The sequence below is a fragment of the Bacillus sp. CDB3 genome (genome assembly GCF_002081505.1).
In the GTDB taxonomy this organism is placed as follows: Bacteria; Bacillota; Bacilli; order Bacillales; family Bacillaceae_G; genus Bacillus_A; species Bacillus_A cereus_AT.
On the sequence record NZ_ALBR01000054.1, the window covers coordinates 1 to 21,171 of the forward strand.

Consider the following 21,171-nt stretch of genomic DNA (forward strand, 5'->3'; position numbering starts at 1 on the left):
AAACAATATTAAAGAAATAGACAATATGAAAAAACGAGAAAATATAACGGAACCACATATACAAAAAGCAACTAGTCTATTTCACAACTGAATTTAAGGCCGCTTCTAATTTCATGAAAAATGCAGCAGATTTGATTATAGACGGATACAACAATTCTACTCCAACCAATGAAACAATTGAAAATACAAAGCATGCTTTAGGGCTTGCAGATCAACATATTGTAATCGCTTTGTCTACTTTAAATGAAATAAAAGATAAATTAGGAATATCAAAAAAATAAGTTTATTCACTATTTTAAAATAAAAAATGATTGCAATTCACTTATAGTGTATCTATAATGTGTTTATTGATTATAGATACTTATGATCAATGCATTTCGTTATTAATTTTATAATTCGGATGAACCATTCAGGAGAAGGTCTATTGATCTACCGACGGGGCAAAAAGTTGCTGAACCAACTTTGAAACTCTCAGGTCTTGTTTACAAGTAGAACTGCATGGGGACGAATCTCTGGAGAGACTCCCTCTCGCTTTTATATAGCGCGGAGGAAAACGAGCACCGAAGGAGCAAATCCGCTAATCTAGCGGATAATCTCTCAGGTAAAAGGACAGAGACAAGCGAAAGAAAATGCCGATTTGTATCGGTTTATTTTTCTATCCCTTGTTTCTCCAGAGACCATTTCATTTCCTTGAAGTGGTTTTTATTTTTTCTAAAAAAGGAGAATACAGATGGAGACAGTAAGTACAGTATTAGAACAAATTAATCAGTATGTGTGGGGGTTGCCAACTTTGTTGCTACTCGTTGGGACTGGTATTATTCTCACAGTGCGCTTAAAAGGTTTACAGTTTAGTAAACTAATATACGCTCACAAACTAGCTTTTAAAAAATCAGAGGATTCATCATCTTCTGGGGATATTAGTCACTTCCAAGCACTGATGACAGCTATGGCTGCAACGATTGGTATGGGAAATATAGCTGGTGTCGCAACTGCCGTGACAATCGGTGGACCCGGCGCAATCTTTTGGATGTGGATTACTGCTTTATTCGGAATGGCAACAAAGTATGCCGAAGCAATCCTTGCAGTGAAATACCGTGTTAGTAATGAAAATGGTGAATACTCCGGTGGACCAATGTATTATTTAGAACATGGTTTAGGGAAAAAGTGGCTAGCTGTTTTATTCGCTATATTCGGTACAACTGCTTCTTTCGGTATCGGTAATATGGTGCAATCTAACTCAGTTGCAGAGGCAATGCGAATTAATTTCTCTTTCCCCCCTGCTTTAACTGGTATATTAATGTCATTTTTAATCGCTATTGTCATTTTAGGCGGTGTAAAAAAAATCGGGAAAGTGACGGGATTTATCGTTCCTATTAAAGCTTTCTTTTATATAATTGCTGGCCTTATTATTATTTTCTATCACTATGATCAAATTCCAGAGGCATTTTCACTTATTTTTTCTGGTGCATTTAATGGTACTGCAGCTGCTGGTGGTTTTATTGGAGCAACAGTTGCATCAGCTATTCAAATCGGAATGGCGCGCGGTGTATTTGCGAACGAAGCTGGTTTAGGGAGTGCTCCTATCGCTGCCGCTGCAGCAAAAACTGATTCACCTGCAAAGCAAGCACTCGTTTCTATGACTGGTACTTTTCTAGATACGTTTATTGTTTGTACAATTACAGGACTTGTATTAATTACAACAGGTGCATGGAAGTCAGGTAAAACTGGAGTTGAAGCTACAACACTTGCATTCCAATCTGTATTCGGCACCGCTGGTAGTATGATCCTTGGTATTGCCATTATTTTATTCGCCTACTCTACTATTTTAGGCTGGTCATATTACGGTGAGAAATGCGTCGCTTATTTATTTGGAGAAGGTGCTGTTCGATATTATAAAGCAATTTTTATCGTTATGATTGCTATTGGGGCTAATTTAAAATTAGGTGTTGTATGGACATTTGCCGATATCGCGAATGGACTTATGGCGATTCCGAACTTAATTGGTCTTATTGGGTTAAGTAGTGTCGTTGTCGCTGAAACAAATCGGTTTTTACAAGCAGAAAAATTGAAGGTATTAAATAAAAAACGTGCAAGTTAATTTATTTCTAAAAGGAATGACTCATAAAGTGAGATCATTCCTTTTTCTTTTTATGCCTCATCTTTATTGTATAAAACATACCATTTGCTTCTGAACTTCCGACTCTCTATCAGCTTTTGCAATTCCTTTTTCTTCAATAACATGTTTATTTATAGTTTTATATTTTACATACGTATAAAATTCCATTTTAAATGGAAATGGTGTAACCCGAATCCTTTCTTCGTCCACCCATTCAGCTTGTATAAGTTTCCGCTCCTTGTTATTAAACATTTCTGTTCCTTCAAAACCATCTTTAAATAAATCAATTTCATCTTTCTTTTTTACACCAGGTTTATTCATACATACATATAATGAAAGCTCATCACAAAACTTTAATAGCCTATACTGTTTATCAAACATAGCATACTGTTCTTTTGTTAACGTTTTCAAAATTCTTTTTTGTCGATCCAATTCTCGTTTATAAAAAGACATCATCTCTTCATCTTCTTCATTTAGCGGAAATGATAAAAAGTGTTTACTACAAAGCAATGCCCCGTATGGATTTGAAACTTCAATTTCATTCAAACCGATTGTATAGAATACAAAGCGTAGTGAGCTTGGACAATCCATAAATGTATATGGAACATTTTTAGCATCGTTCAAAATTGGGGTTTTATCTAACCCTATCCAGCCTCTATCATGCTCATATATAGCTTCAATTGTCTCTTTTAAGTATGTTTTATCTTCAAAAAAATCTTCTTTTATATACCTTGCAATCTCTCCAGCTAAAAAACCATGATCATGTTGACGAATTAATATACTTTTTTTCTCATTCTTTTCACGAAAAATCATCCGTATACTCCCCCTCACCTTCATAATATAGCTTTTGGTATACATCAATTCTTAATAAATCCCTTTTAATTAGCAGGGATTCAGCTTCTTTCAACGAAATTAACATAACTATACAGCATTCTTTCTAATCACAAAGATAGCTTTATCTGTACTAACCATTATACTAAAACATTCATTCTAAAAATTTTTTTATGAGGTGAAAACATGAACAAAACAGAACTAATTAAAAACGTAGCACAGTCAGCTGATATTTCTCAAAAGGAAGCTTCTGCAGCTGTACAATCCGTATTTGACACAATTGCTAATGCATTACAATCTGGCGATAAAGTTCAATTGATCGGTTTTGGAACTTTTGAAGTGCGTGAAAGATCTGCTCGTACAGGGCGTAATCCGCAAACTGGAGAAGAAATTCAGATTGCTGCTGGTAAAGTTCCAGCATTTAAAGCAGGAAAAGAATTAAAAGAAGCTGTTAAATAAACAAGAAACCAGCCATTTTATAGGCTGGTTTCTTGTTTATTTCTTATTTAAGCAGTTTCTTTATATTCTCTGCATGATACACTTCACAAATATAAAATACACATTTGCAGTTACTTACAATTTGATATTTTCTAGTTGGATAAACATTCGCCGCAACAGAACATCCATCAAACAATTCGATAATATTTCCGGATGGCTGATATCCTTCGTATAATACATTTCTTCTTACTTCCATCTTTTCTATAAGCTTTTCAACTGGAATATTCCCATTCTCTAATTCTTGCTTTATAGTATGTGGTAAAAATGAGGTGTCCGCAAAAATTAGATTTTCAGATAACACCTTACCTTTATAACTAACATTAGATACGCGGTACAGAAATGTTCCGTTTTTATCAAAGAAATTCTTCGCTTCTTTCGGAATGTACTGTCTATCAAGTACCTCCTGTTCGAGAACATCAAACTGAACTGTATCATTCAAAAGCTTTTCTAAAGCATGAATAGATGATGTATCTCCAGAAAATAAAACATTTTTAATTGCTTGTACATTATAAGTAAATTCGTTTTTTCTATTTTCCGCCACTAACATGAGGAACACCTCTTCTATAAAATATTTTATTAAACTTATTTATAATTTAAAAGCGATACCGCGTCTAACTGCGTAATTTCAGTTACTTCTTTACTAAATATTGCAATTGCAGCCATATAACCCACACTTGGCCTTACATCTTCCATCATTGTATTTTCTGCTAACTCTTGTCTATCCTTAAAAATTAATAATTTTGGAGGATCATTTGGAGCTGATACTGTAATATCTACTGGTGGAATCAATAGTCCTTCACCTGTCGCTTTCAGTACTGCTTCTTTTCGAGTCCAATATGTTAAAAAACCTTCTATTTTTTGTTCATTAGGTAATTTCATAACTTGTGCTATTTCAATGTCTGTTAATACACCCTCTGCCATTTTCATAACATCTACATTTGGATTCATTTGTTCAACATCAACACCGACAGATGCAGATTTTGTAAATGCAACGACAACCCACTCACCCGAATGTGAAACGGATAATTGTGGCATCCCTTCTGGTAATTGCGGTCTACCATGTTGTAACTTACATACCGGGCACATTCGATCAATCGGCACTTGAACTGGCGACATAGAAAGTATCTTTCCAAGAACTAACCTACTAATTACGCAACCTACTATAAAACGTGCACGATCTGCCGAATGATGATATGAATTTGCTTTCTCTCTCTCTACATCATTTAGCAAATTGTAATGCCATGATTGCAAATCTGAAATTCTTGCCCACCATATTTGACAATCATTCTCATTCAAAGTTGGTACAGAATCTACAACTTCACTCTCTATCATGTAAACTCTCTCCTTTTAAATGCCAATATCACTTTATTTCAAAAGAGTATTAGCATGCCGCAACTCATTCATTTACAACTTCTTTCTCTTTTTGTAATACAGATAACGGCTTTTTATTCTTCTTTGACATTACCTCTTTGTCAGAAATACGTAAAGCAAATAGTAATGCTATGAGTAAAAATATCGCTGATCCAATTAATGCTGCTTGATATGGCATGTAATCGGCCGGGGCATTATTTTGTACACTATTATTTCCAAAACCAGCTAGTATACTAGCTAAAACAGCAACTCCTATTGCAGATCCTAATCGGTTTTGCACATTAAATATAGTAGTTGCTCTCCCCATAGAAGGTGGCGTGATATTGTTAAAAGCAGAAAATTGAACTGCACCGACAGATTGGCCTAAGAAAATACCTATGCCAAACAATAATGCCCGTATTTGCCATGGATTCGTATCATGATTTACAAAACTTAATAATACAAATATAACCGCGGTACTTATTAATCCAATAGAGATTACCTTTCGAGCACCTAATTTCTTATACGTCCATGGTACAATTTGTGAAGAAATCATTAATCCAATCGCTTCTGGGAATGTCGTAAGACCTGATTCCAGCGCGGAAACTCCGATTACATTTTGATACATAAGCGGAAAAATAAATAGCATTCCTAGTAAACCAGCAGATGAAAACAAGGATATGAGACTCATTTTTCTAAAAACGGGTTCTTTTAATAAGCGTAAATCTAACATCGGTTGCTTTACTTTCAGTTCTACAATTATAAACAGTGAAATGAATATAATCCCAGCTATCCCAGTACTTATTATTTCTGGAGAAATCCATCCTTTTGACGGACCTTGACTGAGTGCATAGATGAGCATCGCAAAACCTGGTGCTGAAAGAACAAAACCGAGAGAATCAAAACGACCAGCTGATTTTTCAATATGCTCTGCTAAAAATAGAAGCCCAAATAGCAACGCAATGATACCAAACGGCAGATTAATATAAAATGCCCAGCGCCAAGACATTTGATCTACAAAGAAACCACCAATAATTGGTCCAATCGCTGGTGCAACAGCAATTGGAAGTACAATAAATCGAGAAATTTTGGGTCTTTCCTCTGGTGAAAATGTTCGGAATAACATCGCCATCCCGACTGGTGTTAAAAGCCCGCCACCAGCACCTTGAATGATGCGAAAAATGTTTAATGAAGTAATATCATTCGCAATTCCACATAATGCAGATGCAATTGTAAAAACGAAAAGGGCGGTTAGAAATACTCTTTTCGTACCAAAACGATCGCCTAACCAACCAGAAATCGGAAGAAAAACAGCTAAGCTAACTAAATACCCAACATTCACTGTCCCCATTGCAGATGGGGGCACTTGCAGTTCTTTACTTATCGTTTGCAGTGCTACATTCACAATCGTTGCATCCATCGCAGCCATAAACATCGCTGTTATATAAACGATGCTTACAACTACTTTTGAATTTATTTGTACCTTCATTATTGTTTTCCTACTAATATTTTTTCGCTAATTTGATTTTTTTTCGGCTCTAAATCATTCCAGTTAACTTCAACGTATTCTAAGCAAACTTGTCTGCTAGCTTCTTCATGTACGACATTCCATCCAATAGGTACATCGAGAAAGGCCGGCCAGAGAGAATACTGGCCCTCCTCATTCATTAATACTTTATATGTGTAATTGTCATTTTCAAATGGATTCGTCATACTCTACTTACCCCTTTCTTATTCTGCAAATATTTCGCTAGCACTTGTCCAATTTCTGTAAGCGGCCCTGGCTGACATAAATCTTTATGTCTACAATGAATATCATGTTGCACGATATCTCCATCTAAATAATTTAGCCATGTATTTGGAGAAATAGGATCAAACCAGTCTGGTATAACAGTGGACCTAAAGAATAAAATATCCCCGTTATAAACTTTCGGTACGTATTTCCCTAACAACCCTACCGAATTTACATATGTTTCTTTCAAGTTCAAAATAGTCTCTTCTTCAAGACTTGCTAATGCACTTCCATCTTTGCGAAGTATTGCAACAGCGCTTTCCATAATAAGTGGTTTACCATCCATGTTATCTGGATCATATCCACCTAAAGCAAGTAATGCGATTAACGCTTCTTCTTCAGTAGGTGCTTCCGTATTCGGTAAGAAGTGACCAGGATAAGAATCAAGCATAACGAGTAATTCTACTTCTTCTCCTTCATTTTGTAGTTGTGCCGCCATTGCATGAACAACATTTCCTCCAAGCGACCAACCGAGTAAACGATACGGTCCATGAGGCTGTACTTCACGAACGTGTTTCAAATAATCCGCCGCCATCTCCTCTAAGCTTTTTGGAAGTTCCTCATTTTCAGCGATACCACGTGCTTGTACACCATAGATTGGATAATCTGTTCCTAAAGATTTCATAAGTCCTGCATAGCACCAACTTAATCCACCTGCTGGATGTACACAAAATAGTGGTAATTGATCTCCGCTTGCTCGTAATGGAAGTAACACATCAAGTGCACTTTGACCATTCCCCATTTCAAGTCTTTCAGCAAGCCCTGCAACAGTAGGTGCTGCAAATAAAGTTCCGATATTTAGTTCCACTCCAAGTGCCTCTTTTATGCGACTCATAAGCTGCACTGCAAGAAGTGAATGACCACCCAGATCAAAGAATCCGTCATCAATTCCAATTTGAGGCACACTTAAGACTTCTGTAAACAAGTCACATAGCATTTCTTCTTGCGGTGTTCTCGGTCCGCGACTAGAAGATGATGCAGTAAATTCTGGAGCTGGCAATGCCTTTCTATCTAATTTACCGTTTGGTGTTAAAGGCAACTCATTTACTACTACAAAAGCGTATGGAACCATATAATCTGGCAAACTACCTCCAGCATGCTGGCGCATTTCATTCGTATCGATCGTTTCATTATTTGATGCGACGATATAAGAAACTAATCGTTTATCCCCTGGTTGATCTTCCCGTACAATAACGGCTACTTGTTCAACTTTATCGTGTTTCATTATGACCGCTTCTATTTCTCCTAATTCAATTCGGAATCCACGAATTTTAATTTGATGATCTGCACGCCCTATATAATCTAGCGTCCCATCTTGACGCCAGCGCGCTAAGTCTCCGGTACGATACATTCTTGTACCTGGCTTACCAAATGGATCTGCGATAAAACGTTCAGCCGTTAATCCTGCTCTTCCTAAATATCCACGAGCGAGTCCTGCACCTGCAACATACATTTCTCCAACTACTCCTGGTGGCACTGGTTGTAAATAGTTATCTAATACGTATACTTTAAGATCTGGTATACTGCACCCGATTAAACTATTTGCTCGTAAAGAAACGATACTCTCATCTAACTCAATATAACTAACATGTACCGTCGTCTCCGTTATACCGTACATATTAATAAGTTTCAGTGTGTTATGAGGATGACGACTATACCAATCTTCTAATCGACTTAGTTCAAGTGCTTCTCCACCAAAAACAACATATCGTAAAGATAATTTTTGACCAACCTCTTCATTTTCACGATCTGCTTGCATCAATTGATAGCACGCTGATGGAGTTTGGTTTAAAACAGTAACCTTTTCCTTAACAAGAAGCTGTAAAAATTCTTTCGGCGAGCGACTTACAGTATGTGGTACTACAACTAAACGCCCTCCATATAATAAAGGTCCCCAAATTTCCCAAACCGAGAAATCAAAAGCATATGAATGGAACATCGTCCACACATCGTCTGCGTCAAATTGGAACCAATGATCGGTTGCTCCTAAAAGTCTTACTACATTTTGATGAGGTATCATAACCCCTTTCGGTCTACCTGTTGAGCCTGACGTATAAATAACGTAAGCAATATGTGAAGGAGATAACGGCTTCATGCGCTCCATTTCATCAATATTGTCTTCACTATATTTCTCAATTTCTTCTATTACGTTCACATCATCAACTAAAATCTTTAGTGCCTCATCACATTCAATTTCTACACTTGCATTTGTTAACACACATGATGGTTTCGCATCGTGTAGCATAAATGAAATACGATCTGACGGATAATCCGGATCTAACGGAAGATATCCGGCACCTGCTTTAAGAACAGCAAGTAAGCTTACAACCATATTTAAAGATCTCGGCATCGCTAAAGCAACGAGTTGATCCGGACCGATTCCTTTTGCTATTAACGAACGAGCTATTTTATTCGCTTTTCTATTTAACTCTTCATACGTTAGCTTTTCATCTTCAAAGACGACAGCAATAGAATTTGGATTTACATGAGCCTGCTTTTCAAATAATTGTGGCAATGTCATTTCAGGTACAATTTGAAAACCACCATTCCACTTTTCTAAAACTGTATTCCGCTCTGCTAAAGTTAATATTTCTAATCTACCAATTGATTGATCCGGATGTTTCGCTGCATCATCTAATAACAGAATGAATCGTTCTATTAGTTTTTGAACCGTTTCACGTTTATATAAATCGGTACTAAACTCTAACAATCCGTGTAAGCCATTTGGAGTACCATCAACTCCGTTACTCTCGCTAATTTCAAATGTTAAATCAAATTTTGCAGAGCCAACACTTTGAATTTCAAGGCTCGCTTCTATATCTGGGACATCAAACGTCGCTTCAGGCGTATTTTGGAAAGCTAACATAACTTGAAACAGCGGGTGACTATTACGGGTACGTACTGGGTTTAACACTTCAACGAGTCGTTCAAATGGAACATCTTGATTTTCATAAGCTGCAAGATTTGCTTGCTTCACTCTATTTAATAATTCTTTAAAACTTGGATCTCCTGATGTATTTGTACGTAACACTAATGTATTTACAAATAAGCCGACTATATCCGAGAGTGCATCATCGTTTCTTCCAGCGATTGGACTGCCAATTGGTATATCAGTTCCAGCACCTAATCTTGTAAATAACGCACTTAGTCCTGCTTGCAACACCATAAACAAACTAACTCCATTTTTACGAGCGAGCTCTACTAACCTACTATGCATACCTTCATCTATATGAAAATTAATTGTTTCCCCTCGATAACTCGTTTCAATTGGACGCTGAAAATCTGTAGGCAACTCCATTTGATCTGGCAAACCATTTAGTTCCTCTTTCCAAAAATCTAATTGTGTTGAAATAAGACTTTCTGCTGTCGTTTCATCACCTAGCAGCTCCTGTTGCCAAAGTGAATAATCTGCGTATTGTACTGGAAGTGTCTCCAGCTGAACTTTGTCACCTTGACATCGTGCTTTATAAGCAGCTGTGAAGTCTCTCGTTAATGGTTGTAATGACCATCCATCTCCTACAATATGATGTAAAAGAATTAGTAAAACATGTTCGTTGTCACTCACTTTAAAAAGTTGTAAACGAACTGCTGGCTCAACATCAAGATTAAAGCTATATGTTACCGCCTCTGAAAGCACACTTTCTAATTCATCTTTACATGTTTTTGTTATAATCATTTCTAGATTTAAGTTTTTCATATCTAAAATTTTCTGATATGAACTACCTAATACATTAGGGAAAATTGTTCTAAGTGTTTCATGTTTCTTCACTACATCATAAAAGGCACCTTGCAGTGCTTCCTCATTCAATTTTCCAGACATACGAATGACTAACGGAATATTATAAGTAGGACTTGGACCTTCTAAACAATTTAAGAACCATAACCTGCGCTGTGCAAATGAAAGTGGAACTTCATTTGGCCTACTTACTTTCTTAATAGCTGATCTTGCGCTTTTTGCACGATCCAACTGTTTCGCTAATTCAGCAACAGTTGGCGATTCAAATAGTTTTCCGATTCCTAATTCCACACTTAACGTTTCACGAATTCTTGCCATTAAACGAGATGCAAGAAGCGAATGGCCGCCCATTTCAAAGAAGCTATCATCAATGCTGATCCGTGAAACACCTAGTACTTCTGCAAATAAATCACATAATATTTCTTCTTTTGGATTTCTAGCAACTCTCTCATTGTTCATTCCATTAAAATCAGGAGCAGGTAATTTTTTTCTATCAACCTTACCATTTGGTGTTAATGGTAATTCTTCTAGCACAACAAATGCTGATGGCACCATATAATTCGCTAAACTTTCTGAAATATAAGAGCGGATTTCTGAAAGATGAATTGTTTCCTTCTCTTCAGCAACGATATACGCAATGATTCGTTTATCAGTTGGATGATCTTCTCGTACCATTACTACCGCTTGTTGAACATTTTCATGTCGTTGTAATACCATTTCTATTTCAGCTAATTCAATTCGGAAACCGCGAATTTTAATTTGATGATCTGCTCGGCTCACGTACTCTAGCACACCATCGTTACGCCATTTCACAAGATCACCTGTGCGGTACATCCGCTTCCCTGGTTCTCCATATGGATTAGCAACAAATCGTTCAGCCGTTAACTCAGGTTTTCCTAAATATCCGTTCGCAAGTCCTTCTCCTGAAATATATAATTCACCGATAACTCCAGGTGGAACTGGTTGTAACCCTACATCCAAAACATACACTTCTGTATTCCGAATTGGCTTTCCAATAGGAGGTATACCACTTTCACTTTCAACAATGTTCATAAAAGTAGACCAAATAGTCGTCTCAGTTGGTCCATATAAGTTAGTTATAGAGCAACCTAATTCTTTTAATTTATTTGCTAAATGTGCTGGAAGAGCTTCACCACCAACGAGTACGTTTAGCCCTTGTAGCCTCTCTGGATATTCAGTTACTAACGCCTGCCAGAGCGTCGGTGTAGCTTGCATAATTGTCACTCTTTCTTCTTGTAAAAGTGTCGTTAACACAGAAGGCTCTTGGATTACTTCTTTTTGTGCAATTGTTATACTTGCACCACTAATAAGAGGTAAATAAATTTCTAGAGCAGAAATATCAAACGCAAACGTTGTAACTGCTAATAAATGATCGTTTTCATTTAATGAAAACGTATGCTGCATAGCTAATAAGAAGTTACTTAAACCTTTCATAGGAACAATTACACCTTTTGGATTTCCTGTTGATCCTGAAGTGTAAATTGTATACGCTGGGTTTAAAAGTGATTCATCATTTTTAAATCGTATATTCATATGAGAATATGTTTTTAACGCTATTTTCGTTTCTTCGCTATCTAATATGATTTTTTTAATATCATTTTCTATAACTAAAGTAGATGAAACAGATGAATGTGTTATGATACAAACCGGATTTGCATCATTTACTATATAATTAATTCGCTCGGCTGGGTATTCTGGATCTATCGGTAAATACGCTGCACCCGTCTTTAGAACTGCTAGCATACTAACTACCATTTCTATTGATCTTGGAAATACTAAAGCTACAAACTGATTTTGTCGTATTCCTTCTTCTACTAAATAGTGCGCTAGTTCATTCGCTCGTTCATTTAGTTCTTTATACGTAAGTTTTATCCCGTTACAAGTAACTGCTATTTTATTTGGATGTTTTTGTACTTGTTTTTCAAATAATATAGGTAAAGTGATTAGCTCTTCAGCTTCCTTCGTTTCATTCCATTCCAATAAAACTTTATGATTTTCTTCAGGAAGGGTAATATTTATTTTTCCAATCGACTCGTCTTTGTGATAATCATTTATCACTAATTCTAATAGATTCATAAATCTTTCTTTATGCAATGCTAGTTCCGTATCACTATATACTTCCGGATTCGCATCAAAATGAATCCTTAACTCATTTTCATCGAAGCGCTTATATACATTTATCGATAAATCATCGACAGGTCCTGCTGATAAATTATGTGTAATACCTCGATTTCCAGCAAAGTTAAGCCCATAATCAAAAGGCATAACATTCACTAACGGCCCAAATAACCTTTGATTTTCACCTAGTAACTTTAAGTCTCTTCTTAATTCCTCATGACGATATTTATGATGGCGACGTATATCTCGAATTTCTTCAGAAACTTGTTGTATTAATTCTGTAAAAGTTATATTTGAAGTTAAATTTAGACGCAGTGGAACTAAATTCATTACCATGCTAGGTGTATGAATTGATACAGAACCTAGACGCCCCATCATCGGTAAGCCTAAAACAATATCATTTGCACCTGTTAATTTATGCATATAAATACTTGTTACAGCGACAATAAATTCCGGCCAACTTGTTATCGACACTTTTGTATCTTCTAGCAAAGCTTTCGTACTAGAACTAGATAAATAAGCTGTTTCTCGTAAAAATCCATTTGATGTTCTCGGCGCTCGTTCTGCCAAACTTATAACTTCCGGTTCATCTGCAAATTTTTCTAACCAAAAAGTACGATCTTCCTGAAATTGTTTAGATTTACGATACTCATTATCTTCTTGTACAATTTTTGCAAGAGAACCAAATGGCTTTTCAGTCTTATTTGTTTCTTCTATAAGTGCTGTATATTCATCCGCTACCTTTTGGCTAAGAAGTGAAAATCCATAGCCATCCATCACAATGTGATGGATGCGCTGATACCAAAAGAAACGATTATTTTCAACTTGAATAAGTGCTTCAGTAAATAATTTATCCTCTTTTAAATCCACGGGCATAGATAAATCATTTTTCATCCATACTTTAGCAGCTTCTTCAGGATCTTCTTCTTTACGAACGTCAATAAAATGCATATGAAACTTTGATGGTTCCTCAATAACTTGCCATGGACCAACTTCATCCTCTTCAAAACGAACATGTAGTGCTTCTGCTTCTGTTACAACCTTTCGTACAGCTAATTCGAAAATCTCTTGATTAATATTTCCGCTTATTTCTACATATTCCCCAGTATTATAAATCGGATTAAGCGGATCTAATTTCTGCGCAAACCACATACCAGACTGCGGAGATAATAAGCGGTACCAATCAACAATAGTTGGACTCTCTGCTAAATCCGCAAAAGTGATTTCTTTTCCTTCTCGACGCCACTTCTCTACTAAACTCATAATTCTGACCGAATCAAGTCCTCTATTTAATAAATCTTCATCAGTCTCAACACTCTCTACTGGTTCACGAAGTAATTGTGCAACTAGTTCATGCACTTCCTGTAAAGTGATTCCTTCACTCTCAGCACCCTTTAAACTTTGTAAATCTTTTAACAGTAAGTTTGTTGATGTCGTTGCTGCACATCTATTAGATGCATACTGCAATGCTTGTTTATGGTGCTCTAATGAAAAATCAGCAACTGCATCTGCTACAAAAAATGGCTGGATACCATCCATAAATGCTTCACAAGCTGTTAAAAGGCAGCCAATATGCGCATAAATACCGCAAATAATAAGTTGATCTCTTCCCTGTTCATTTAAAATTTCTAATAGATTTGTCTTTTTAAATGCACTATATCTCCATTTTGTCAGGAATATATCATCTTCATCAGGAGTAAGTTCATCGACAATTTTCTTTTTATCTGGTCCAGCAGGAATACCGTCACCCCAAAAGTCTTGTAATAACCCTCGTTGTTCTAGCGTTTGTCCACCAGGTTGTGCTGTATAAACAACTGGTATACCAAGTTCCTTGCATCTTTCTCTAATCACCTTAATATTTGAAATTAGTTCTACTTTTGGCGATTCTTTATCGCTATATGCATCAAGAAAATATTCTTGCATGTCATGGATTAGAAGAACCGCACGTTTCGGATCTGGCGTCCAATTCACTTTATTTTTTGGTAATTCTGATTCAACTGGCATTTTATATACTGAAATAGATGGGATAGCCATCTAATCACTTCCTTCCGATTTTAATAGTTTTTTATCGTTTTACTGTAATAAGTTTTTCAGTAATTACTTTACGTAATTCTTTTTTGCTTACTTTTCCAACACCTGTTTGCGGGAAAGATTCAATAAATTCAATTCGGTCTGGAATCTTATAAGCCGCTATACCACGTTCTCTTAAAAACGTTTTTAATTCACTTACAGTTGGAGCTTGTCCGCGAGCTATAACAAAAGCGCAAGTACGTTCTCCTAAATAATCGTCAGGCATAGATACAATTGCTACATCATGTACTGCATCATGTGCTAATAGATGATTTTCAACCTCTTCCGCAGCAACCTTCTCACCACCACGATTAATTTGATCTTTATCTCTTCCTTCTACAATGATGTAACCTTGTTCATTTACTTTTACAAGATCACCTGTACGATAAAATCCATCCTTTGTAAATGATCGTGCATTATGCTCTTCTGCTTTATAATAACCACGAATTGTATATGGGCCTCGTGTTAATAAACTACCTACTTCACCAAGTTTTACATCGTTATCATTTTCATCAACAACCCTTACTTCATCGGATGTAGACATCGGTCTACCTTGTGTATGAATAATGATTTCTTCCGAATCATTTAATCTTGTGTAATTTACTAACCCTTCTGCCATACCAAACACTTGCTGTAACGTACATCCAAATGTAGGGCGAATACGCTTCGCAACTTCAGCACTAAATTTCGCACCGCCTACTTGAATCACTTGCAGGCTCGATAAATCGTTATTACGGGAAGATGCAGCATCAAGCCAAATCATTGCTAATGGTGGAACGAGCGCTGTAATCGTCACTTTTTCTTTTCTTTTTCTATAAGAGCAAATGCCTCGTCTGGACTCCCTCCAGTTGCCAACACTACTTTTCCACCTGCATAGAAAGTTCCAAATGTCCCTGGAGAACTCATCGGGTAATTATGTGCTACCGGAAGAACTGCCATATAGACGCTCTCTGTATTTAAATTACAAATTTCAGCACTAACACGTAAACTATAAATATAGTCATCATGCGTTCTAGGAATTAATTTAGAAAGTCCTGTTGTCCCTCTCGATAATTGGAGAAACGCAACATCACTTGGCTTTACTTCTGGTAATGGAACGAAATCTATATATAGATCACTTATGTTCACAAACTCTTCTTCTTCTCCCACTACAATTACATGTTGTAAATTGGGCACTTTTTCTTTTACTTCTCTTGCTAGTTTTCGATAATCAAAGCCGAGAGACTTATCTGAAATAACGTAAGCACTCGCCTCACCAAACTCACAAAAATAACTAATTTCACTGCTTCGATGTGAAGGTAGTGCAAAAACAGGAAGTGCTCCAATGCGAAATAGCGCAAAGCATATTTCAAAAAACTCGATAATGTTAGGTAATTGGATTACAACTCGATCCTCTTGCTTTAATCCTAAATTCAGTAAGCCTGCAGCTAAGCGATCTACTTTTTTATCAAGCTCACTATATGTTATATGCGTATTACCACTTACAACCGCAATTTGATCTCCATATTTTTCAGCACGCTCTCTTAACAACGAACCAAATGTTTCTCCACGCCAACATCCTTCTTCTCGATAACGATTTGCAAATTCTTCTGGCCATTCCGTATAACCTGTTAACATTCTTTCTTCCCCCTATTTTTCATTCAGCGAATTATCTCTTAGTCCTAAAGCCTTCAGCATTGTTTGGAACTTAGCTGATGTTTCTGCTAACTCATCTTCTGGCTTTGATTCAGCAACAACTCCCGCTCCTGCAAATAAACGAAGTGTATTTTCTTACACTTCAGCACAGCGAATTGTAACAATCCATTCACCATCTCCATTTAAATCGCTCCATCCTAGCATTCCTGTAAAGAATTCACGGTCAAATGGCTCAATTTGTTGAATAGCCTCTCTCGCTTCTTCCATCGGCGTTCCGCAAACTGCTGGCGTAGGATGAAGAGCAATTGCTAATTCCAAAGAAGTAGTATTTGAATCCTTTAGTTTACCTTTCACTTCAGTAGACAAATGCCACATCGCTTCGCTATGAATGACAGATGGTTTTTCAGGAACATGTAATGTATGACAGTACGGACGAAGCGCTGCAGCAACTGCTTCCACTACTACCGCATGCTCATGTAAATCTTTCGGAGAAGAAAGTAATTCCTCTGCTCTTCTTTTATCTTCTACTGGATCATCACTACGTGGTCTTGAACCAGCTAACGGATTAGAAATAACTTGCATACCATTACGTGAAACGAGTAATTCAGGACTTGCTCCAATTAACGTCTTACTTTTCTCGTTTTCATCTTTCGGTAAATTAACAGCAAATGTGTAGCCATGCTTATTATGTTCTGCTAATTCGCGAAGTAGTTTTTGTTTATCAATCTTCTCTGAAGATTTAACATCTAACGATCTAGATAGAACGATTTTTTTAAAATCTCCTTCCTGAATTTTTTCCATCCCTTGCTTCACACCATTCATATAAACTTCAGGAGCTGGAACCGGTGTCATTTCAAATGTCAGTTTCTCATTTCGTTTTATCTCATTTGTTGTCTCCAAATGTAAACGCTCAGTAATTCTGCCATATTCCGGTACAATAAGTTGAACTTCTTTTCTACGATCAAATGGCAAAGCACCAACAACGATAGGATTCGGATTTCCGGCTTGTTTTGCATTACTTAATACCGCCTTTACAAGCTCTGGAAAGCTTTCGATTTCACTATGTTTTACTGTAGTAAACTCTCCTTCTGTCAATATCGTTCGAGTTGGTGAAGCGAAAAAGAACGAAGATTCAGTCTTATAATCTTCTAATAATTTTTCTGACAGTTCCTTTACGGCTGTAAGTTCATTCATAGTATTAAAACCTCCTGAATTTTTTATCCCGCATTAACGGGCAGTAAGATCCGCATCTCAAAATTCAGCGGAAGCAAAGAAGTTAGGTGGGGATCAACTGCCCGTAAAAGCCCGATTGGTTCAACTAATAATCAGTGGGGGATGAACAAAGCCCCCACTAATTAAAGTTTCACTTTATTAAACTCCTAATGTAGCTCCGCCATCGACACATAAATTGTGCATTGTAATATGACTCGCTTTATCAGAAGCTAAAAACAATACTGCTTCAGCAATTTCTGAAGGTTGCGCAATTTTTTGTAACGGTATACCGAGTCTATATGTATTTTGAGAACCAGCAATTATATTTTTAGCTCCATTCTCATCAGCCCATAGTAATCTTTGCATTTCAGTTTCAGTAGAACCTGGAGAAACTAAGTTGCAACGAATATTGTACGCTGCAAGCTCTAGCCCTAAACATTTCATAAACATTGTCGTTGCGGATTTTGATGCAGCGTACGCAGCCATCTCTATTCTCGGAGTATTTGCTGCATTTGAACCAACTGTAACAATTGCCCCTGACTTCCTTAACATCATATGTTTACTTACCGCTCGGGACATATAGAAAACGCCTGTAGTATTTACAGAGAATGTTTTATTCCAATCTTCGTCACTTAAAGAGTGAACCGCTCCCATGCGTAAAACCCCTGCAACATTGATTAAAATATCTATAGGACCTAAATCATTTTCAATACGTTCCACTGTATCTTCAACAGTGGAACTGTCACTCACATCTATTTGAAGGGTCTTAATACATCCATCATTTAATTCATAATGATTTAAAAGCTTATGAAGACCTTCGTTATTTTGATCGATAGCAACTACCGTGGCACCTCTCTCTATAAACATTTTCGCTACAGACATACCTATACCTTGGGCTGCACCTGTTACTACAACGGTCTTCCCATCAAATTCCCTGTATTCCATTGTCTCTACCCTTTCTTTACAAAAATAAAGTTAACCATATTAAACAGAGTTAACCTAGTTACTGATAATGATTTTCATTTTCAATGACTTTCGGTAAAAAAATAATACACTTACTAAACTAATTGGTCAAGTATGTTTTTTATTACATAATCATAGAAAAGAAAATAAATCGACTAATTGATAATGATTTTCATTTTCTTTATCCACACCGAAATGATAATGTTTCTCAATACACTTGTCAATCTTTTTTTATTTTTCAGATAAAGTATTTTTACGTTTCTATATAAGATTGCATCTATAAGGATTAAAAAGTGCTTTAATTAAAAATTAAATCCATAATTCCTTCTCATCTTTTTTGAAATTCAAAAAGAAAAACTGCAGATTTCTTCATCTGCAGTTTTTCTTTTCTCAATATTTTTCTGAAAATATCTCATTTTACATCTTTCATTTCTCAATGAATGTCATGTATATAATCTAAGATTTAGTAAGAATTTCATATATTATGTATCACTTTATAATATTCCAGTATAATCCACCGAGATAGTTTACTCGCTTTTTTATCAGGAAAATTCCGGAAATCACAAAGGCTAGATAGAGAAAATCAATTAAAAAATAATTCATAAAGAAAACAGAAAAGTGGTTTGGCATCCACTTCCCTTTCGTAATTTTATTATATACCGTAAAAAGCACCCTATTTAATAGGGTGCTTTTTAGTTATAGTAGTGTAATAGAAGATTTATATACTTACGCTACGCTGCGATAATCTTCTTCTTGTTCTTTTTTCTGCTTAGGTGCTTGGATTAAAAGTGCGATAATAAATGACACGACACATAATACGCCGATCACCATGAAGGTTGGTTTGAATCCACCTAGAAGTGCACCGATAAAGGAACCTGCGAGCGCTCCAAATCCAAATCCTTGATACACAATTCCGTAGTTCTTACTATGGTTTTTCATACCGAAGAAATCACCAACAATAGCTGGGAAAATAGTGATATTTCCACCAAAGCAAAACGCTACACTTGCTACACAGACGAAGTAGATACCATAATTTAAATCTACGAAACTTAGAACCAAGACTGAAGTCGCCATAACAACAAAAGTACCAGTAACGATTTTTAAACGGCCGATTTTATCTGATAACGGTCCTAGAATGATACGACCTAATGTATTGAAGATTGCAACCATAGCCACCGCATTAGCTGCTGTTGCTGCGCTAAGCCCTACAAGTTGAACACCGATGTCTTTTACCATGCCAATTAAGTATAAGCCACTCATACATGATGTAAATAACATAATAAATAATAAGTATACTTGTTTTGTGCCTAACATTTCTTTCGTTGTATATTCCTTAGTTTTTGTTTCCTGAACTGCACCTTGATCAGCGGCTTGGTGGATTAAACAAGCGCCAATCACAATCATAGCTGTAACAATTAAGCCCCAGTATATAAACGCTTGCGATACACCAACTGAATCAATTAATTTTGCGTTTATGTATTTAAAAATTAGGCTACCCGTACCATATGCAGAGACAGATATACCCGCGATTAAACCTTTACGCTCTGGGAACCACTTTATTAAATTGGATAGTGAAGTAATATATGCTGTACCATCTGCGTAACCTACAACAACTCCTGCTAGTACATAAAGCAATATTAATGAGGAAGCTTGTGAGCTAAGAACTAATCCTAGTCCTAATGCTAGTCCAGCTATCATAATAAGTTTACGAAGTCCCCATTTTTCTTGCAATTTACTCGCAAACAAAGTTGAAAACGCTAAAGAAAGGCTAGTAATTGAGAAAGTTATAGCAACAGCGTTAAGACTCCAACCGTATTTACTCACTAAGGGCTGATTGAACAAACTCCATGTATATATCGTTCCAAGCCCCATTTGTACTATGACTGTGCCAAGGACAACAAGCCATGGATTAACATTTGATTTTTTCATATCATTCCGCCTCCTCTTTCTATTTCAATGCTATTCGCTAAATTTTCTTTTTTTATATTCATATTGGCCACCTCATTTGATTTAACACCTTCATTGTATAAGATGTTCCCGTTTATGTAAGCACTTACAAGATAGAGCGTCAAAAATATGGAATCAGTTACAGAAAACGAAGGGTGAAATACAAAAAACTATTTGTTAAATACGTAGCAGCTTTTATAATGTTTTACATCAATACGACTTATGTGTGTTTTCATATCCTCTTTTATACAAAGTCATGCGCCCTGTTACACCATGGCTGGACTCCAAAATTTTGATTATCTGATATTCTTTTTAACTCTCCAGCTTTGTAACATGTTGCGCCCGCATTCCTTGATACAAGTCATTTAATTTCCTTATAAACTGACTTTTCGTTACAAGGCTTGTGCTCAAGAATCCCACTCTTTTTGTATTTCCAATTACGTACATAAAAATAGAAAATATACAATCTATTTACATAATGTTGCACTTTCAGTTTATTAAACAACAAATATTTTATTGATAAATAAAACTAAACATTCACTAATATATCTATACGTGGTTTAATATATATAATAAACAAACATTTCTGTCTTTTATAAGGAGGTACTATGAAAGCAAACGTAGGGGATACTATACTATTTCAACGAAGTAACTTAAAGATTACAGGATCTGTACTAAAACTATACACTGAATCGGTCTTAGTTGAAGTTACAGATGTGAGCGGTGGTACTTTTGAATTGACCGAACAATTGTAAATCAATAAAACTATAAAATTTTAAATGACAAATAAATAAAAAAATACAAAATAGCCCCTGCTTAATAGCAGAGGCTATTTTGTATAATAACACTTCATTAGTTTATATATCCTAAAACACTAACAAT

At 36.1% G+C, this 21,171-nt stretch carries 10 protein-coding genes, 4 pseudogenes and 1 riboswitch; of the genes and pseudogenes, 4 read left to right on the forward strand and 10 right to left on the reverse strand.

Annotated features, from left to right (window positions below; translation table 11 throughout):
- Window positions 1-281, forward strand: a pseudogene (locus tag CDB3_RS12540) (hypothetical protein); the annotation flags it as partial.
- A 221-nt stretch (window positions 282-502) separates the two neighbouring features.
- A riboswitch (glycine riboswitch) is annotated at window positions 503-623 on the forward strand.
- A 107-nt stretch (window positions 624-730) separates the two neighbouring features.
- Entirely contained in the window at window positions 731-2,098 is a 1,368-nt protein-coding gene (locus CDB3_RS12545) for an alanine/glycine:cation symporter family protein (protein WP_128854721.1), read from the forward strand.
- A 63-nt stretch (window positions 2,099-2,161) separates the two neighbouring features.
- Here CDB3_RS12545 and CDB3_RS12550 read toward each other — a convergent pair whose 3' ends face one another.
- On the reverse strand, window positions 2,162-2,929 hold the full coding sequence (locus tag CDB3_RS12550) for a DUF3891 family protein (protein ID WP_128854722.1): 768 nt from the start codon (window positions 2,927-2,929) through the stop codon (window positions 2,162-2,164).
- A gap of 204 nt (window positions 2,930-3,133) precedes the next feature.
- Between CDB3_RS12550 and CDB3_RS12555 the strand changes: the two genes are divergently transcribed.
- The gene (locus CDB3_RS12555; RefSeq protein ID WP_128854723.1) at window positions 3,134-3,406 is read left to right on the forward strand and encodes an HU family DNA-binding protein; all 273 of its coding nucleotides are present in this window, start codon (window positions 3,134-3,136) and stop codon (window positions 3,404-3,406) included.
- 43 nt (window positions 3,407-3,449) lie between these two features.
- Here the strand turns inward: CDB3_RS12555 and CDB3_RS12560 are convergent, their stop codons facing one another.
- From CDB3_RS12560 to CDB3_RS12600, 9 genes and pseudogenes are all read right to left on the reverse strand, one after another.
- Window positions 3,450-3,992: a cold-shock protein gene (locus CDB3_RS12560; RefSeq protein WP_097832030.1), complete on the reverse strand. Its 543-nt coding sequence runs from the start codon at window positions 3,990-3,992 to the stop codon at window positions 3,450-3,452.
- A gap of 35 nt (window positions 3,993-4,027) precedes the next feature.
- Entirely contained in the window at window positions 4,028-4,777 is a 750-nt protein-coding gene (gene sfp / locus CDB3_RS12565; RefSeq protein WP_128854724.1) for a 4'-phosphopantetheinyl transferase Sfp, read from the reverse strand.
- Window positions 4,778-4,841: 64 nt separating this feature from the next.
- Window positions 4,842-6,284: an MDR family MFS transporter gene (locus CDB3_RS12570; RefSeq protein ID WP_128854725.1), complete on the reverse strand. Its 1,443-nt coding sequence runs from the start codon at window positions 6,282-6,284 to the stop codon at window positions 4,842-4,844.
- Window positions 6,284-6,508, reverse strand: a complete 225-nt coding sequence (locus CDB3_RS12575) for an MbtH family protein (RefSeq protein WP_000184075.1) — start codon at window positions 6,506-6,508, stop codon at window positions 6,284-6,286. Before CDB3_RS12575 ends, CDB3_RS12570 begins: the two co-directional genes overlap by 1 nt.
- Window positions 6,505-14,496 carry a non-ribosomal peptide synthetase gene (locus tag CDB3_RS12580; RefSeq protein ID WP_128854726.1) on the reverse strand — a complete coding sequence of 2,664 codons (7,992 nt, stop codon included), beginning with the start codon at window positions 14,494-14,496 and terminating at the stop codon, window positions 6,505-6,507. Before CDB3_RS12580 ends, CDB3_RS12575 begins: the two co-directional genes overlap by 4 nt.
- Window positions 14,497-14,527: 31 nt before the next feature.
- Window positions 14,528-16,149: pseudogene (locus tag CDB3_RS12585) on the reverse strand ((2,3-dihydroxybenzoyl)adenylate synthase).
- A gap of 12 nt (window positions 16,150-16,161) precedes the next feature.
- Window positions 16,162-17,361 (reverse strand): annotated as a pseudogene (gene dhbC, locus CDB3_RS12590) (isochorismate synthase DhbC).
- A gap of 177 nt (window positions 17,362-17,538) precedes the next feature.
- Entirely contained in the window at window positions 17,539-18,324 is a 786-nt protein-coding gene (locus CDB3_RS12595; RefSeq protein ID WP_097832022.1) for a 2,3-dihydro-2,3-dihydroxybenzoate dehydrogenase, read from the reverse strand.
- 744 nt (window positions 18,325-19,068) lie between these two features.
- Window positions 19,069-20,271: an L-lactate MFS transporter gene (locus CDB3_RS12600; RefSeq protein WP_128854727.1), complete on the reverse strand. Its 1,203-nt coding sequence runs from the start codon at window positions 20,269-20,271 to the stop codon at window positions 19,069-19,071.
- A gap of 626 nt (window positions 20,272-20,897) precedes the next feature.
- On the opposite strand from CDB3_RS12600, the pseudogene CDB3_RS12605 reads away from it, so the two are divergent.
- Window positions 20,898-21,052, forward strand: a pseudogene (locus tag CDB3_RS12605) (DUF2187 family protein).
- The last annotated feature ends 119 nt before the right edge of the window (window positions 21,053-21,171 follow it).

Excerpts from the sequence above, each read along its gene's own strand:
- CDB3_RS12595 (WP_097832022.1), bottom strand. The coding sequence starts at position 18,324 with ATGGAATACAGGGAATTTGATGGGAAGACCGTTGTAGTAACAGGTGCA.
- CDB3_RS12550 (WP_128854722.1), bottom strand. The coding sequence starts at position 2,929 with ATGATTTTTCGTGAAAAGAATGAGAAAAAAAGTATATTAATTCGTCAA.
- CDB3_RS12560 (WP_097832030.1), bottom strand. The coding sequence starts at position 3,992 with ATGTTAGTGGCGGAAAATAGAAAAAACGAATTTACTTATAATGTACAA.
- CDB3_RS12570 (WP_128854725.1), bottom strand. The coding sequence starts at position 6,284 with ATGAAGGTACAAATAAATTCAAAAGTAGTTGTAAGCATCGTTTATATA.
- CDB3_RS12545 (WP_128854721.1), top strand. The coding sequence starts at position 731 with ATGGAGACAGTAAGTACAGTATTAGAACAAATTAATCAGTATGTGTGG.
- CDB3_RS12580 (WP_128854726.1), bottom strand. The coding sequence starts at position 14,496 with ATGGCTATCCCATCTATTTCAGTATATAAAATGCCAGTTGAATCAGAA.
- CDB3_RS12600 (WP_128854727.1), bottom strand. The coding sequence starts at position 20,271 with ATGAAAAAATCAAATGTTAATCCATGGCTTGTTGTCCTTGGCACAGTC.
- CDB3_RS12575 (WP_000184075.1), bottom strand. The coding sequence starts at position 6,508 with ATGACGAATCCATTTGAAAATGACAATTACACATATAAAGTATTAATG.
- sfp (WP_128854724.1), bottom strand. The coding sequence starts at position 4,777 with ATGATAGAGAGTGAAGTTGTAGATTCTGTACCAACTTTGAATGAGAAT.
- CDB3_RS12555 (WP_128854723.1), top strand. The coding sequence starts at position 3,134 with ATGAACAAAACAGAACTAATTAAAAACGTAGCACAGTCAGCTGATATT.